We start from the raw sequence: 15,985 nt of genomic DNA on the forward strand, positions 1-15,985 counted from the left end.
CAGCACCGCCATACTAGCCTGTCACGATGCGGGATACTATGCTGCTTTCGTGTCGTATGCGCCGCTGGTTTCCAAAACGACGGGTAACGCCCAGGCGATCCAGATATTCCAACAGCTGAACACAGCGTTTTCGCCCCAACCCCAGGGCATCGCGGAACTCCACTACTTCAAACCGGTTGGCGTCTCCGGCCAGTTCAATCGTTTGCTCCACCAGTTGCTCAATGGCCGGCTCCAGGTAGAACAGGTCCCGCACCACTTGGTGTAACTGACCGAGCCGGGCCAGTTTACGCAGCAAAGCGCGCACCTGTTGTTCGTCCTGATCTTCCAGGCGGGCCAGGTCCCTCACCCAGGGTGGATTGATGCCACCGCCTTCCAGATGGGGGACGAGGCGGGCTTTCAGGGCCTCTTCCTCGGCACTTAGTTGAACCCGGTGGTCGGGCCGATGCAGCCAGGGCCCGCTGGAGGCAATGGTTTTGTCTGCCAGGGCTTCGTCCAGCAGTGCGGAAAAAATGGCAGGCTCCAGGTGGGGCACGCCATAACGCCTCAGGCGGCTGCGGTCCGGGCCAGGCTCGTCTGGTTGTTCCTGGTGAAAGCGCGTAAGTGCCTCTGCCAGGTTCCGGTGATGCTCTTGCCATAAGGCTTCGCTGAACAGGCGAGGGCCTCGGGCGGTGTTGATGGTCAGGCTGTCCGGGGGCAGTTGCCAGGTGTCAGAAGACCGGTTGAACTGGCGTTGCAGGGTGTCGGGCGACAGGCCGTTTTCGGCGTTCGCCAGCAGCGGGGGCAGGGCAACCTCCAGGCCACCGGCCGCCAGGGCCTTGAGCTGGGCCAGACGGGTCTCGCTCCGCCTTTGCCGGGTTGGCCCGGCCGGGTCCAGCACGGAGCCACCCCCAAGCGTTTGCCGGGCAGACTGATCGCGCACGATTACTCGGTCACCCCAGATAGCGTGGCAGTGGTTGTTCAGAACCAGCTGCGCGAGACCGTGTTCACCTGGTGCCAGGCGGTTGTGTTCCAGCAAGGCCACGCGCCCGGTCAGGTGTTGGGCGCCGAGATGAATGTGTACCGGGCTCCAGTGTTCCAGGGCTCTGGGGGCATCGGGTAACAGCGATAACCGGATATCCAGCCGCCGGGTGGGGTTCAGCAGTTCCGGCGAAATCAGCCAGCTGCCACGTTTGATCTGCTCCGCTTTTAACCGGTCTCCCACCAGGTTGAGCGCCACCCGTTGCCCGCCATGAGCCTGATCCGCCGCCTGGTTCTGGGCGTGTAGGCCGCGTACCCGGACTCGTTGCTGCTGACCGTCGCCACCGCTGAGCAGCAGTGAATCTCCCACCGCCACGAGCCCTGACAACGCAGTGCCGGTGACGACGGTGCCCGCGCCGGAGACGCTGAACGCCCGGTCTACCGACAGCCGAAACCAGCTGCCTGCAGCGGTCCTGACGGTGTGGCTGGCCTCCTCGGCGAGTGCCTCGCGCAAGACCATCACGCCCTCGCCGGTGGTGTTCGAGACCCTGAAACAGGGCGCCTGACGGTAGTGGGTTGTCGCTAGCAGGGCCTGAATATCAGCTTCTGCGACGGCCTGTTGCTCCGGGGTTGCGCGATCACATTTGGTCAGCGCAACCCACAGCCGGGGGATGCCCAGCAGCGACAGGATAGCCAGATGTTCCCGGGTTTGTGGCATCACGCCATCGTCGGCAGCCACCACCAGCAGTGCCAGATCGACGCCGCCAGCACCGGCCAGCATATTGTGGATGAATCGTTCGTGGCCCGGTACGTCGATAAATCCAACGGTGTCACCGTTTCCCAGTGCTGCATAGCGGTAGCCCAGATCGATGGTGATGCCACGGTTCTGTTCTTCGCGTCGATGGTCGCCGTCATGGCCGGTCAGAGCCGTGAGCAGGGAGGTCTTGCCATGATCTATGTGGCCCGCGGTGGCAATAATCATGGGGCCGGAACCACCAGTAAGGGCAGTTGCCCGGTAAAGGTGGATTCATCATCCAGCTGGCGAAGGTCCAGCCACAGGGCATTGTTGTCGAGGCGCCCGACCACGGGAACAGGCAGCGCTCGCAGGGCAGCCATCAGGGCTGTCAGTGCCCGGTTACATTCCCGGCGAGCCCCTTTGGGCTGAACGCACAGTGCGGCGCTGGCGAGCCTCGCCACCGGCTGTGTGCCGCTGCCGATCATGCCAAGGGCTGGGACGGCTTCCACTTGCCATTTTTCACCGAGTTGGCGTGCCATTACCGGGGCGATTCGCTGCGCCTGGGCACGGATGTCTGCCTCGGGTCGGGCCAGAAGGCGCAGGCTGGTCAGGCGGGTATGCAGGCGATCGGGGTCCTGATAGAGCCGGAGCACGGCTTCCAGAGCCGCCAGCGTCACTTTGTCGACCCTCAGAGCTCGTTTCAGGGGGTGGGCTTTGATGCGCTTGATGAGCGCTCGACGCCCGACAATCACGCCTGCCTGCGGGCCGCCGAGCAGCTTGTCTCCGCTGAAGGTAACCACGTCGGCCCCCGCTGCCAGCGATTCCTGGACTAGCGGTTCCCGGGGGAGCCCCCAGCGGGACAGGTCGACCAGGCTGCCGCTGCCCAGATCTTCCAGTACCGGCAGGTCGTGTTTGCGGCCGAGCTCTGCCAGGGCCTGGGTTTTTACGCTGGCGGTGAAGCCCTGAATGCTGTAGTTGCTGGGGTGGACCCGCAGGATCAGACCGGAGTGTTCGTTGATGGCGTTTTCGTAGTCCCGGAGGTGGGTGCGGTTGGTGGTACCCACTTCGTGCAGAGTCACCCCGGCCTGGGACATGATGTCGGGAATGCGGAAAGACCCGCCGATTTCGATCAGTTCCCCGCGGGAGATGATGCCTTCACGGCCGGCTCCGAGGGCGCCCAGTGTCAGCAGCACGGCGGCCGCGTTGTTGTTCACCACGGTTGCAGCCTCGGCACCGGTCAGGTCACAGATCAGATTTTCCAGCAGACTGTCGCGATCTCCACGTTGGCCGTTTGCCAGATCAAACTCGAGATTGACCGGATGCCTTGCTGCCAGTGCCATGGCCTCAATGGCTTCCTCTGGCATGAGGGCGCGCCCCAGGTTGGTGTGCAGTACGGTGCCGGTCAGGTTGAACATGCGGCGCAGGTTGGGGGTTTGCTTCTGCTCGATTCGCGCCTTCACGGCTGCAACCAGCCTGGTGTCGGTGAGGGCCTCGGGGTGGAGGGATCTGCTGCGGTAGGCGTCACCAAGCTCGGCCAGAACGGCCCGGGTCTCGGTGAGCAGTATGGCCCGGCCATACTGCTCTTGCAAACGGCCCATGCCCTCGAGGCTCATGACCTGTTCCACCGACGGTGGGCGTGGTTGTTGTGGCGCGTTCATACTTTCAAGCCTCGCGGTTGTGGTTGCCGTCGCCTCCGGGTGCCAGCAGCAGGCTAGGTGCCCGGCGGTGGAATCCTTGCTCTGCCAGGGACATGTCGAGATCCAGACTGGCGAGATCGGCCGCCACCGCATCGGCGTTCGGGGCATGTTCCAGATAGAGCTGCTTCAGGCAGGTGTGGCATTCCGGGCAGGCTTCTGCCCGTATCCCATAGGGACTGTCGTCGAAGTGCAGGTACTCAAGCCCGCGGGTGCCGAGGCAGTGGCTGCATTTGAGTCGCACATAGTGCCACTGGGTGGCGCACAGTGAACACAGGAGGTAACGCGCGCCATCGGCCGGCTGGCGCTGGTGGATAACGCCCGCGACGGGCAGAGAGCCGCAACAGGGGCAGACGGTCTGGTCTTCCTGTTCTCGAATGTTTTGAGCCGGTACCTGATCAAGCCACAGGGTCCAGGTGAGTTGCAGGGCGGCCCCGAGAAATGGCACCACGGCGCCGGGCAGGTCGCTGAAGCGACCGCCGGTCAGGTCTTTGGCCCAGTCCAGGCGCTGTTGATGGCTGGCCTCTTGTAGTTGGGCGAGGGCCTGGGTGACGGGAGCGGGCAGGTCCGGGTTCTGCTTGCTGAACCGGGTAAGCCAAACATCCAGCACGGTCTGCCAGTGGCTTTCCTGCAACAGGGAGTCGACGGCCAGCGGAGGCATCTGGTGCTTCAGGGCGGTGACCAGGGCGGGCTGGTCCAGATCGGGCAGTTCCGGCGGATTGGCCAAGAGTTCATCTTGCGCCGCGCTTACCCGGGCAATCAGGTTCAGGTAGGCCGCCAGGGGGTGGTCGGCCGCCAGGCTTGCCAGGCCTTCGGCGCGCCGGGCAAACACATCTTTCGGTGGAAGCAGGACAAAGGGTGGTGTGGTGGCGGATGCTTCAATCTGCCCGGGTTCAATAATCTTCGAGGACACCGGTTGGCTCCTTGGCGGTTGCAATAAACAAACAGCGCCCTCTGGCGCTGCCTGAATTTTTCATCAGTTTACAACTACAAGGGCGGAGCCTCGACCGCGAGTGCTCCGCCCTGTGCGGTCAGCGCTGGTTCTTGCGCACTTCGTCGTACCACAGGGCGTGGTGCTTGCGTGCCCAGGCACGGCTGACTTTGCCGGAGGTCATGGCCCCCACCGAGCCCTTTACCCAGATGGCCGCGTAGACGTGCACGATAATGCTGGTAATCAGCACAAAGGCCGCAAACGCGTGCAACAGGCTGGCAAAGCGGATCATGCCAATACCGAAGAAGTCGCTGAAGTACTCGCGCCAGATCACGATGCCGCTGAACAGCAGCGCCAGCATGCTGATGACCAGTACCCAGAACAGCAGTTTCTGGCCGGCATTGTATTTGCCAATGCGCGGCAGATTTTCTTCCTGGTTGCTGATCACGTCACGCCACTGGGATAGCCATTGGCGGTCGTGGGCCTTGAACCGGTTTCGACCGGCAAAGCGGAAGGCGAGCCCCAGGAAGAACAGCATCATGGCCACGCCGATAAACGGGTGAAGGATGCGGGTCCAGGGGCCGCCACCGAACAGGTTGGTCAGCCAGAACAGGGCCGGGTGGAACAGCGCCAGGCCAGAGAGTGCAGCCAGCACGAACAGCAATGCGACCGCCCAGTGGTTGGATCGTTCGTTAGCGTTGTAACGCTGAAGATCCTGGTTTTCGTTACCGTTCATCAGACGTCCCTCCCGCATCCGGGCTGTTTGTGCCCGCTTGTGCCGCATCGTGTTCCACGGCGGCTTCGTCTTCTTTGCTCACCCGGTTAGGTCCGATCCGGATGTAGTGGAAGAAGCCGGCAGCCGCTGTGGCCGCCATGGCCAGCATGGCCAGGGGTTTGGCGACGCCTTTCCAGGCGCCCACCAGAGGGCTGATGGCCGGGTCTTTGGGCAAGTCGCTGTAGAGCTGCGGCTTGTCGGCGTGATGCAGAACGTACATCACGTGGGTGCCTCCAACCCCCTGAGGGTCGTAGATTCCGGCGTTTTCGTAGCCCCGGCCCTTGAGGTCCTGGATGCGCCAGTTGGCATGCTCCTTCATCTCGTCCTTGGTGCCGAAAACGATTGCCCCGGTTGGGCAGGTTTTCACGCAGGCGGGTTCAAGGCCTACCGAGACCCGGTCGGAACACAGGGTACACTTGTAGGCTTTGTTGTCCTTTTTGGAGATGCGGGGCACGTCGAACGGGCAACCGGTCACGCAGTAGCCACAGCCAATGCATTTGTCCTGGTCGAAGTCGACGATGCCATTGTCGTATTTCACGATGGCACCGGGGCTCGGGCAGGCCTTCAGGCAGCCCGGGTCTTCGCAGTGCATGCAGCCGTCTTTTCGGATCAGCCACTCCAGGTCGCCTTCACTGGTCTCGTGTTCGTCGAAGCGCATGACGGTCCAGGAATCGGCGGTGAGGTCTGAGGGGTTGTCGTACACCCCCACGTTGTCACCGACCTCATCCCGAAGGTCATTCCATTCCGAACACGCTACCTGACAGGCCTTGCAGCCAATGCACACGGTGGTGTCGATCAGCTTGGCCACCTCGTCGAACTGACGCACTGAGGGGCTGGCGGTGGTGGTGGCGGAGCGTGCGATGATGTCTTGAGTCGCCATGATTACACCTTCTCCACGTTAACCAGAAACGACTTGAACTCGGGGGTGTTGGTGTTGCCATCCCCCACGAACGGCGTCAGGGTGTTGGTGATGTAGCCGTTTTTGGCTACCCCCACAAAGCCCCAGTGCAACGGAATACCCACATGGTGAACGGTTTTGCCGTCGACCTGCAGCGGGCGTATCCGTTTGGTAACCACCGCAACCGCTTCGATAAAGCCACGGTTGGAGGATACCCGCACCCGGTCTCCCGCTTTGATACCCAGCTCTGAGGCCATCACTTCACCCAGCTCCACAAACTGTTGTGGCTGCGCAATGGAGTTCAGGCGGTTGTGCTTGGTCCAATAGTGGAAGTGCTCTGTTAACCGGTAGGTGGTTGCCGCATGGGGGAATTCCTCAGCACTGCCAAACACCTCCATGTCGTTTCGGAACACTCGCGCCGCCGGGTTACTGGTGACTGCCGCCGAATTCGGGTGCAGCGGGTTGCGGCCGATGGGCGTTTCAAACGGTTCGTAGTGCTCGGGGAACGGGCCTTCGGCCATGTTGCCCCGGGCGAAGAACCGGGCCACGCCTTCCGGGTTCATGATGAACGGGCTCATGTTGTCTTCCGGTGCGGAACGGGCGGCAAAGTCGGGCACGTCGGTGCCGGTCCATTTGCTGCCATCCCACCAGACCAGACGTTTGCGCTCGTCGTCCCATGGCTGGCCTGAGGGATCGGCCGACGCCCGGTTGTACAGAATGCGCCGGTTGGCCGGCCACGACCAGGCCCAACCCAGGGTCTGCCCCATGTTGTAGGGGTCTGAGTTGTCGCGCCGGGCCATCAGGTTGCCTTCTTCGGTCCAGGAGCCACAGAACAGCCAGCACCCGCTGGAGGTGCTGCCGTCGTCCCGCAACTGGCCAAACCCGGATAACTGCTGGCCGGCTTTCAGCAGCACTTCGCCGGTAACAGGATCTTTCAGATCCACCAGCGCCTTGCCGTTGAATTCCCGGGCAATTTCTTCCGGAGTGGGCTCGTCCGGCCGCTCATAAGACCAGTCGAGATTCAGGATCGGGTCCGGGAAAACGCCGCCTTCCTTCTGATACATGGAGCGCAGACGGTGGAACAGGCCCCCCATGATGAAGACATCCGGATGGGCCTCGCCCGGGGGTTCGGCGCCTTTCCAGTGCCATTGCAGCCAGCGGCTGCTGTTCACCAGTGAGCCGTTTTCTTCGGCAAAGCAGGTGGTGGGCAAGCGGAACACCGTCGTCTGGATGCTGGTGGTATCGACATCGTTGTAGTCGTCCACGTGCTGCCAGAACTCGGAGGTTTCTGTGGTCAGCGGGTCCATCACGACCAGGTATTTCAACTTGGACAAGGCAGCACTGATTTTCGCCTTGTTCGGGAAGGCCGCGATGGGGTTAAAGCCCTGGCAGAAGTACCCGTTCATCTTGCCTTCGTACATCATGTCGAAGACCTTGAGCACGTCGTACATCGGCTCGTCGAGCTTGGGCAGCCAGTCGTAACCCCAGTTGTTTTCGGCAGAGACGGCATCGCCGTACCACGCTTTCATGAGGCTGACATGGAACTTGCCATAGTTCTGCCAGTACGACATTTGCCCGGGGCGCAGCGGCTGTGGAGCCCGCTTGGCGATGTAGGCGTTGTAGTCCTGCTCGTTGTCCCGGGGCAGGGTCAGATAGCCCGGCAACAGGTTTGACAGCAAACCGAGGTCAGTCAGCCCCTGGATGTTGGAGTGGCCCCGCAAGGCATTAACCCCACCACCGGGCATCCCGATGTTACCCAGCAACAGCTGCAGCATGGCACCGGCGCGGATCATCTGCGAGCCCACGGAGTGCTGTGTCCAGCCAAGGGCGTACAGAATGGTCATGGTTTTGCCGGGCACCGCAGTCTCGGCAATGGTGTCCCATACCTGCATCATGCGTTTGAGCGGCGTGCCGCAAATCTGGCTCACCAGTTCCGGGGTGTAGCGGCTGTAATGCTTTTTCATCAGCTGGTAGACGCAACGGGGATGACTCAGGGTCGGGTCGACCCGGGCATGGCCGTTGTCATCCAGCTCGTAGTCCCACTCGCTTTTGTCCGGGTAGCTGCGGGAGTCGGCGTCGTAACCGTTATACAGACCGTCTTCAAATGAGAAGCCTTCTTTCACGATGAACGGCATGTCGGTGTAGTTGCGCACGTACTCGTGCTGGATCTGATCGGTGTCCAGCAGGTAGTGAATCAGACCGCCGAGGAAGGCGATGTCAGACCCGGTACGTATGGGCGCGTACAGATCGGCCACCGAGGCTGTTCGGGTGAAACGCGGGTCGACCACCACCAGTTTTGCCTGGTTGTGGGCTTTCGCTTCGGTCACCCATTTGAACCCCACCGGGTGTGCTTCGGCAGCGTTGCCGCCCATTACCAGCACCAGGTTGGCGTTCTTGATGTCGTTCCAGTGGTTTGTCATGGCACCACGGCCAAACGTCGGGGCAAGACCTGCCACCGTCGGGCCGTGTCAGACGCGCGCCTGGTTGTCGAAACCCAGAATGCCTGTGGAGCGCACCACTTTGTGTGTCATGTAGCCGGCTTCGCTGGACGCTGCTGAGGCCGCCAGGAAACCCGTGGTCAGCCACCGGTTGACGGTTTGGCCGGCGTCGTTTTTCTCAACGAAGTTGGCGTCGCGGTCTTCCTTCATCAGGCGGGCAATGCGATCCAGCGCCTCATTCCAGGAAACCCGCTTCCATTCTTTACTGCCGGGCTCCCGCACCTGTGGATAGTGAAGACGGTTCGGGCTGTGGATAAAGTCGATCAGTCCCGCGCCTTTCGGGCACAGGCTGCCGCGGTTTACCGGGTGATCGGCATCGCCCTCAATGTGAAAAATGTCCTGCTTGACGTTTCTGCCGCCACTGCCGCGGCTGTACATGATCAGGCCGCATCCGACCGAGCAGTACGGGCAGGTGTTGCGTGTTTCTTTACTGGCAGTCAGTTTGAAATGCCGGATTGAATCGGCAAATGCCGGCTCTGGCGTCATGCCAAGCGCGGCGAGGCTGGATGCACCCAGGCCTACCCCACAAAATTTAAAAAATTCCCGACGGTTCATGTCCATCGCGATCGTCTCCTCATCATGCATAAGCGCAGTGGCAGGTGCCGCCTCTTGCGGTGGGTGGCTGGCTGCCAAAGACCCCGAAAAAGCTACTAACTACGCCCTCCGCACACCGTCCGTGGCAGAGGTATCAGGTGGTACTTGTCGGGCACACTCGCGTGCTCCTCGTGGAAGGGTAGCAGGCTGTTTATTTTTTGCCATTGGGCCGATGGTCTTGGTCCTTATGGATAAGTCGTAAAAGTGGGCATATGTAGGTGGCGCTGTAGGACAGGGGGAGACCGGTTGGCGCGGGGGGCTGGCGATGGGACTGCACCTGAGATGGCGTCTGTTTGGTCAGAAAAAACAACAGGTTGGCATGAGATCCTGGGTGCTCTTTGTGTTTTTTCGAGAAATAACTCCCGGCAAACCAAGTAAAAACCATTGATTAAATGGGTGTTAGTGCCTAGTATTTTGGGTGGGGTTTTATCCTTGCCCGCACACACACATTTTATTGGATGGAGAATAAAAACAATGTCCTTACAAAAACGGCCCACGGGCGGTGAACAGCCGTCAATGTTGGGTGTACTGAAGTTACGAGTGCCGTTTGTGCACTACAAGGTGGAAATACCCGATGTGCTTCAGGGGGCGATCCTGTGCGTGGTGCCGCTCAGCATTACCGCGCTGATGACCTCGGTTCTCGGGATACCGTTTGAGATCGCGGTTGCGTTTGTTCTGCTGAACAACATGCTTTATCTGGTTCACTCCCATTTCGGCGATCCGGCCGTGGCAGGCTGGATTACGGCAGGGATTCCTCTTTACATCGCGTTCCTGTCGGGCTACCCGGAGGGGGATGCCAGATTACTGGCGCTCATTGCGTTGCAGCTGACGGTCGCGGTGATCTTTCTGGGCCTGGGCGTGTTCAAAGGGGCAGACGCGCTGGTTCGCAAGATGCCGATGTCGCTCAAATCCGGCATCCTGATCGGGGCGGGCGTCTCAGCGGTGATGGGGGAGTTTGCGGCCGACGGCCGGGTCTGGACCATGCCGGTCACTATTCTTACCGGGGCCGTACTGGGCTTCTTTATGCTTTTCTCGGAAACCGCCGGGCCTTTGCGAGCCCGTTACGGGTTTTTCCGTTTTGTGGCGCAATACGGGATTGCGGTGCCTTTCCTGGTGGCCTACGTATTCGGCATTCTGATTGGTGAGGTGGATGCGCCAGTCATTGAATGGGGGTTCACCACCATTCCCTTCACGTCCATGCTTCAGGATTACAGCATCTTCGGGCTTGGTTTCCCGCCCATCGAGTACTTTATTGATGCGATTCCGCTGGCGCTGGCGGCCTACATCATTGCCTTTGGCGACATTCTGGTTATGGACTCGCTGTTCAAAAACGCTGACGGTGTGCGCAAAGACGAAAAGCTGGTCTTCAGTCCGCGCCGTAATAGCATCATTGTCGGCATCCGTAACTTCCTTCACGCCGTTTTTGCGCCCTTTATCAGCCTTTCGGGGCCGGGCTGGACCGGTGGTCAGGCTCTGGTCATCAACCGCTATATGAATAACCCGCGTTCGGTGATGGACAGTTACTGGGGCGGCGCAACCAGCCTGTACTGGGGGATGACGATTGCCATTATTCTGGTGCCGGTGGTTACTCTGTTCAAGCCCGGCCTGAACATTGGGATGGCATTGACGCTGCTGATTCAGGGGTATCTGTGTGGTTATCTGGCGATTGAAATGCTGGACCGGCAGACGAATCTGGAACGGGGCGTTGCGGTGATCGTTGGCTCGGTACTGGCGGTTAAAGGCGCGGCCTGGGGGCTGGGTGTCGGGCTGGTGCTCTGGTTCTTCCTTGAGAAAAACTGGTTCGCGGATGCCTATGAGGCGACCCACCCCGCTGACCGGGATGGAGCAGATGATGCCGTCGCTGATCGAAGTTGATGTGTGTCTGACAAAAACAAGAGGCTAGATAGAATGGAAAATATGTTTGAGCTTGGGCTCGACAAGGCTGCGGCGAACTACACGCCGCTGACGCCGATAACCTTTATCCAGCGGACGGCTCTGGCCCACCCTGAGCGGACGGCTGTGATCCATGGGGACATACGGAGAACCTGGTCGGAAACCTACCAGCGTTGTCTGAAAATGGCCTCGGCGTTGCGTAAACTCGGGGTTCGCAAAGGGGATACGGTTGCGGCTCTGTTGCCCAATATTCCCGAAATGCTGGAGCTGCATTTTGCCGTGCCAATGATCGGTGCGGTGCTCAATGCACAGAATACGCGCCTCGATTCGAAAACCATGACTTTCATGCTCAATCATGGGCAGGCCAAGGTTTTTTTCACTGACAAGGAATACAGTGATCGCTCCCGTGAGGCCTTGGCGGGTTGCGATGCCAAGCCCATCGTGGTCGACGTTGACGATCCCTGTTTCGATGGTGGCGAGTTGATTGGTCGCATGACCTACGACGATCTGCTGGCAACCGGTGACGATGATTTCTCCTGGGAGCTGCCGGACGACGAGTGGCAGGCGATCGCACTGAATTACACCTCTGGCACAACCGGCAACCCCAAAGGCGTGGTGTATCATCATCGTGGCGCCCACCTGAATGCTCTGAGCAACGTCATCGGATTCGGGCTGCCAGCGGGGGCTGTGTACCTCTGGACCCTGCCCATGTTTCATTGCAATGGCTGGTGTTATCCCTGGGCGGTGACGGCAGCGGCGGGCACCCATGTCTGTCTGCGGGCTCCGCACCCGAAACCGGTGTTTGAAGCCTTTGCAAAGCATGGTGTCACTCACTTCTGTGCGGCGCCGGTTGTGCTGAACATGCTGATCAATGCGCCCGAGGAGCAGAAGCTTCCCTTCAGTCAGACCATTACGGCGGCGACCGGAGGAGCGGCGCCCCCGGCGGCCACCATTGAAGCGATGGAATCGATGGGTATCAAGGTGGTTCATCTTTATGGCCTCACGGAAACCTATGGTCCGAGCCTGATCTGTGAATTCCAGGATGGCTGGCACTCGCTGGACGCCAAGCAGAAAGCCGTCAAGATGGCGCGTCAGGGGATCTTGTCGTTGTCCATGACCGACATGATGGTTGCCGACCCCAATACGATGGAGCCGGTTGCGCAGGACGGTATGTCCATTGGTGAACTGTTCGTCCGGGGCAACTCGGTGATGAAAGGGTATCTGAACAACCCGGAAGAGACTGGCAAGTCCTTTAAGGGCGGCTGGTTCCACACCGGAGACCTGGGGGTCTGGCACCCCGATGGTTACGTTGAGATCAAGGACCGCTCGAAAGATATCATCATATCCGGCGGCGAAAACATCTCCACGCTGGAAGTGGAAAGCACGCTGTACGATCACCCGGCGGTTATGGAAGCGGCTGTCGTGGCGGCGCCGGATGATCACTGGGGTGAGATTCCCTGCGCGTTTATTACCCTCAAGCCCAACAACGAGGGGCTGACGGCGGAGGACATTATTGCTCACTGCCGGGCCAACCTGGCGGGCTTTAAGGTTCCGAAAAAGGTGGTGTTTTCAGACGAGCTGCCGAAGACGTCCACCGGCAAACTGCAGAAGCACGTACTGAGAGGGCAACTGATGGCTTAAAACCTGACGGAGACCTTGGTGTCGCGATTTCCCCGGCTAAGGCCGGGGTTTTTTATGCCCGGGTTTTGGCGTCGGGTTTGAGTGTATCTGATAAGCAAAAAAAAGCCCGGCGGGTGGCCGGGCTAAAGGAGGATTGTTTCTAGATGGCGAAACCGCCGAGTTTGGTTTCCAGATATTCGTCAATGCCTTCCTGAGCCCCTTCCCGGCCCAGCCCGCTGTTCTTCATGCCACCAAACGGCGCTGCGGCGCTCGTCGGGTTGATGTCGTTGATTCCGATGATGCCGAAATTCAGCGCTTCAAAGGCCCGCATCGCGGTACTGAGGTTGTTGCTGTAGATGTACGCCGCGAGGCCGTAGTCGGTGTCATTGGCCATGGCGATGACATCGTCCTCGGAGCGATAGGTAATCACCGGCGCGACGGGCCCGAACGTTTCTTCCCGGTAGATATCCATGGCCGGGGTAACGCCCGAAAGGACCGTGGGGGCGTAAAAGAACCCGGCGCCGAGCTCGCCATCGGTCAGACGTTGGCCGCCGGTTTCAATCCTGGCGCCGCGAGCGACGGCGTTTTTCACCTGGCTGTCTACCTTCTGCAGCGCCAGTTCATTGATCAGTGGCCCGATGCCGGTGCCTTCGTTCATGCCGTTACCGGCGACCAGGCGGCGGGTGCGGCTGGTCAGCTCGGCGATGAACGGTTCGAGGTGATCTTCGTGCACAAAGATGCGGTTGGGGCTGATGCAGGCCTGCCCGGTGTTCAGGTATTTCACCAGGGAAAGCCCCTTGGCGGCATGAACCGGGTCTGCGTCGGGGAGTACAATGGCTGGCGCGTGGCCTCCCAGTTCCATCGACACCCGTTTCATGTTGGCTGCTGCCAACCCGTTCAGTTCACGGCCGACCGGTGTGGAGCCGGTAAAGGTGAGCTTGCGAACCCGGGGGTCGGTGCAGAACACCTGGCCAACACGGGCAGGGTTCTGAACCGTGAGGGCATTGATGACACCGGGAGGAAAACCGGCTTCTTCGAAAATCTCCAGCATTGCCTGGGCGCAGAGGGGAGTGCTTTCTGCGGGCTTCAGAACTACGGTGCAACCGGCTGCCAGCGCAGGGGCCAGTTTGCGGGTGATCATGGAGATCGGGTAGTTCCAGGGTGTGATGGCTCCCACCACGCCCACCGGGGATTTCTGGACCAGAAAGCGCTGGTTCTCCCGCGACGACGGAATGCTCTGCCCGTACATTCGCTTGCCTTCTTCGGCAAACCACAGCAGAAAGTCCGCGCCGTACTGGACTTCGTTCAGGGACGCCTTGAGTGGCTTTCCCTGCTCGCGGGTCATCAGCTCAGCGAGTTCCCGCTTGCGGCGTATCATCAGTTCCCAGGCCCGGTAGAGCAACTGGGACCGATGATAAGCGGTGGTGGCTCGCCATTCCCTGAAGCTGTTGTGAGCGGCCGAGATGGCCGCCTCAATATCCTGATCGCTGCAGTCGGGAACCTCGCCGATGACCTCTCCGGTTGCCGGGTTGGTTACCTGAAACTGCGGTCGACCGGTTATCCATTCGCCATTTATGAACATGATTGGTCACCTTAGAAAGCTGGTTTTAAAAGTCCGTTTCCGGCAAGGCCATGACGGACTCCTCTCCGGCACGCAATGCTGCCAGATAACCGGAGCAACGTGGCAGAATATGATCAAAAAAGAAATTGGCGGTGATCTGCTTGCCGGCAGAGAAAGCGCCTTCACCGGCGTCCTGCTCACGGGCAGCGCCGGCGGATTTCAGCGTCAGCCAGGCCGCGGTGACCGTTGAGCAGAGCATGAGGTAATTGAAGGCGACCGTTCCGGCAAACAGCGGCTCATCACGGCGTTCAAGAACCAGTCGGGTGGCTTCCTCAACAAAGGCGATGGCCTGGTCAAACCGGGCCTGACGCTCCTGGGTGAGGAGGTTGCTGGCAGAATCGGAACTGCTCCAGGTACGCATGTCGTCCAGCAGTTCGGCCATGGCTTTGCCCTGGTCTCTGAGGGTCTTGCGGCCGATGAGGTCGAGGGCCTGAATGCCGTTGGTGCCTTCGTAAATCGGCAGGATTCTGGCGTCACGATAGTGCTGGGCAACGCCCGTTTCCTCAATGAATCCCATGCCGCCGTGGCATTGAATGGCCAGGGAAGTGACTTCCTGTGCGATTTCGGTGCACCAGCCTTTGACCATGGGCGTGAGCAGGTCGGCCCGGCGCTGCTGGCGGGCTTTCACCTCGTCTGGCACGTCGTTGCCTTTGGCAAAGTCCACCGCCACGCAGCCAGTGTAGGCGAGTGCCCTGGCGGCTTCCGTCAGAGATTTCATGGTCATCATCATGCGCCGGACGTCCGGGTGCCGGATGATGGGTGACAAACCCTGCTCCCCCGGAGCGGTACCCTGTACCCGCTCGGAGACGTAATCCCGGGCTTGCTGGTACGCCCGCTCTGAAATGGACACCCCTTGCAGCCCGACGGTCAGGCGGGCGTTGTTCATCATGGTGAACATGCAGGCAAGGCCCTGGTTTTCCTCTCCAACCAGATAGCCGATGGCGCCATCGTTGTCGCCATAACTCATCACGCAGGTAGGGCTCGCGTGGATACCCAGTTTGTGCTCCAGCGAGACTGCCCGGCAGTCATTTCTCACAGGGTCTTCGCCAGGTTTGCCCGAAAGGTATTTGGGCACGGCAAACAGTGAAATGCCTTTGACGCCCTGAGGCGCATTCGGCAGACGGGCCAGCACGAGGTGGACAATGTTCTCCGCCATGTCGTGCTCACCCCAGGTAATAAAGATCTTCTGGCCCTTGATCCGGTAGGCGTCGCCATCCGGAACGGCCTGAGTGCGAATGCCGGACAGGTCTGAACCGGACTGTGGTTCCGTCAGGTTCATAGTGCCGGTCCAGTGGCCTGAGATCATGTTGGCCAGCAGGGACTGTTTCAGGGTATCACTGCCGTTTTCCGACAAGGCTTCGACTGCGCCCTGAGACAACAGAGGACAGAGCCCCCAGGCCATGTTGGCGGCATGCCACATTTCCTGAACCGGAATGGCCAGCGAGAAGGGCAGCCCCTGACCACCAAACTCGGGATCAAACTGCAGGCTAGCCCAGCCGCTGTCAGCGTACTGCTGATAAGCATCCCTGAAGCCGTCCGGTGTGGTGACCACGCCGTCCTGACCCAGTCGCACACCAGTACGGTCGCCGATGGCGTTGGTGGGTGCGATCACGGAACCTGCGAACTTTGCAGCTTCCTCCAGAATGGCTGAGACCACATCCTCTGAGGCGTCTTCGTAGCCACAGGCTTTGACCATTTCCGCAAAGCCGGCCACGTGCTGGAGGGTAAAGGCCATTTCCCGTGTAGGTGCTCTGTACTCTGTCATGGT

The 15,985-nt window shown here is 60.3% G+C and carries 10 protein-coding genes; 2 read left to right on the top strand and 8 right to left on the bottom strand.

Features of this window, described 5'->3' with window-relative positions; all coding sequences use genetic code 11:
• Nucleotides 1–13: 13 nt before the first annotated feature.
• The 6 genes from selB to fdnG form a co-directional block, all read right to left on the bottom strand.
• Nucleotides 14–1,939, bottom strand: a complete 1,926-nt coding sequence (selB, locus tag K325_RS0110945; RefSeq protein WP_029654310.1) for a selenocysteine-specific translation elongation factor — start codon at nucleotides 1,937–1,939, stop codon at nucleotides 14–16.
• Nucleotides 1,936–3,351, bottom strand: a complete 1,416-nt coding sequence (selA, locus tag K325_RS0110950) for an L-seryl-tRNA(Sec) selenium transferase (protein WP_029654311.1) — start codon at nucleotides 3,349–3,351, stop codon at nucleotides 1,936–1,938. The genes selB and selA overlap by 4 nt, the downstream gene beginning before the upstream one ends.
• Before the next feature lie 4 nt (nucleotides 3,352–3,355).
• Complete coding sequence (gene fdhE / locus K325_RS0110955; protein ID WP_029654312.1) at nucleotides 3,356–4,300, bottom strand: formate dehydrogenase accessory protein FdhE; 945 nt, start codon at nucleotides 4,298–4,300, stop codon at nucleotides 3,356–3,358.
• A gap of 118 nt (nucleotides 4,301–4,418) precedes the next feature.
• Nucleotides 4,419–5,054 (bottom strand): formate dehydrogenase subunit gamma, encoded by a 636-nt coding sequence (locus K325_RS0110960; RefSeq protein WP_029654313.1) that lies wholly within the window; start codon nucleotides 5,052–5,054, stop codon nucleotides 4,419–4,421.
• Nucleotides 5,044–5,973 (bottom strand): formate dehydrogenase subunit beta, encoded by a 930-nt coding sequence (fdxH, locus tag K325_RS0110965; RefSeq protein ID WP_051146625.1) that lies wholly within the window; start codon nucleotides 5,971–5,973, stop codon nucleotides 5,044–5,046. The genes K325_RS0110960 and fdxH overlap by 11 nt, the downstream gene beginning before the upstream one ends.
• 2 nt (nucleotides 5,974–5,975) lie before the next feature.
• Nucleotides 5,976–9,050, bottom strand: coding sequence for a formate dehydrogenase-N subunit alpha (gene fdnG, locus K325_RS0110970; RefSeq protein WP_156836589.1), 3,075 nt, complete (start codon nucleotides 9,048–9,050; stop codon nucleotides 5,976–5,978).
• A 549-nt stretch (nucleotides 9,051–9,599) separates the two neighbouring features.
• Between fdnG and K325_RS0110980 the strand changes: the two genes are divergently transcribed.
• On the top strand, nucleotides 9,600–10,958 hold the full coding sequence (locus K325_RS0110980) for a hypothetical protein (RefSeq protein ID WP_211218149.1): 1,359 nt from the start codon (nucleotides 9,600–9,602) through the stop codon (nucleotides 10,956–10,958).
• Nucleotides 10,959–10,991: 33 nt separating this feature from the next.
• Nucleotides 10,992–12,617 (top strand): AMP-binding protein, encoded by a 1,626-nt coding sequence (locus K325_RS0110985; RefSeq protein ID WP_029654318.1) that lies wholly within the window; start codon nucleotides 10,992–10,994, stop codon nucleotides 12,615–12,617.
• A gap of 139 nt (nucleotides 12,618–12,756) precedes the next feature.
• Here the strand turns inward: K325_RS0110985 and K325_RS0110990 are convergent, their stop codons facing one another.
• Both K325_RS0110990 and K325_RS0110995 read right to left on the bottom strand, forming a co-directional pair.
• On the bottom strand, nucleotides 12,757–14,178 hold the full coding sequence (locus K325_RS0110990) for an NAD-dependent succinate-semialdehyde dehydrogenase (RefSeq protein ID WP_029654319.1): 1,422 nt from the start codon (nucleotides 14,176–14,178) through the stop codon (nucleotides 12,757–12,759).
• A gap of 25 nt (nucleotides 14,179–14,203) precedes the next feature.
• Complete coding sequence (locus K325_RS0110995) at nucleotides 14,204–15,982, bottom strand: acyl-CoA dehydrogenase (protein ID WP_029654320.1); 1,779 nt, start codon at nucleotides 15,980–15,982, stop codon at nucleotides 14,204–14,206.
• Between the last annotated feature and the right edge of the window lie 3 nt (nucleotides 15,983–15,985).

Origin of the sequence: Marinobacter daepoensis DSM 16072 (assembly GCF_000421165.1) — a bacterium.
GTDB classification, from domain to species: domain Bacteria; phylum Pseudomonadota; class Gammaproteobacteria; order Pseudomonadales; family Oleiphilaceae; genus Marinobacter; species Marinobacter daepoensis.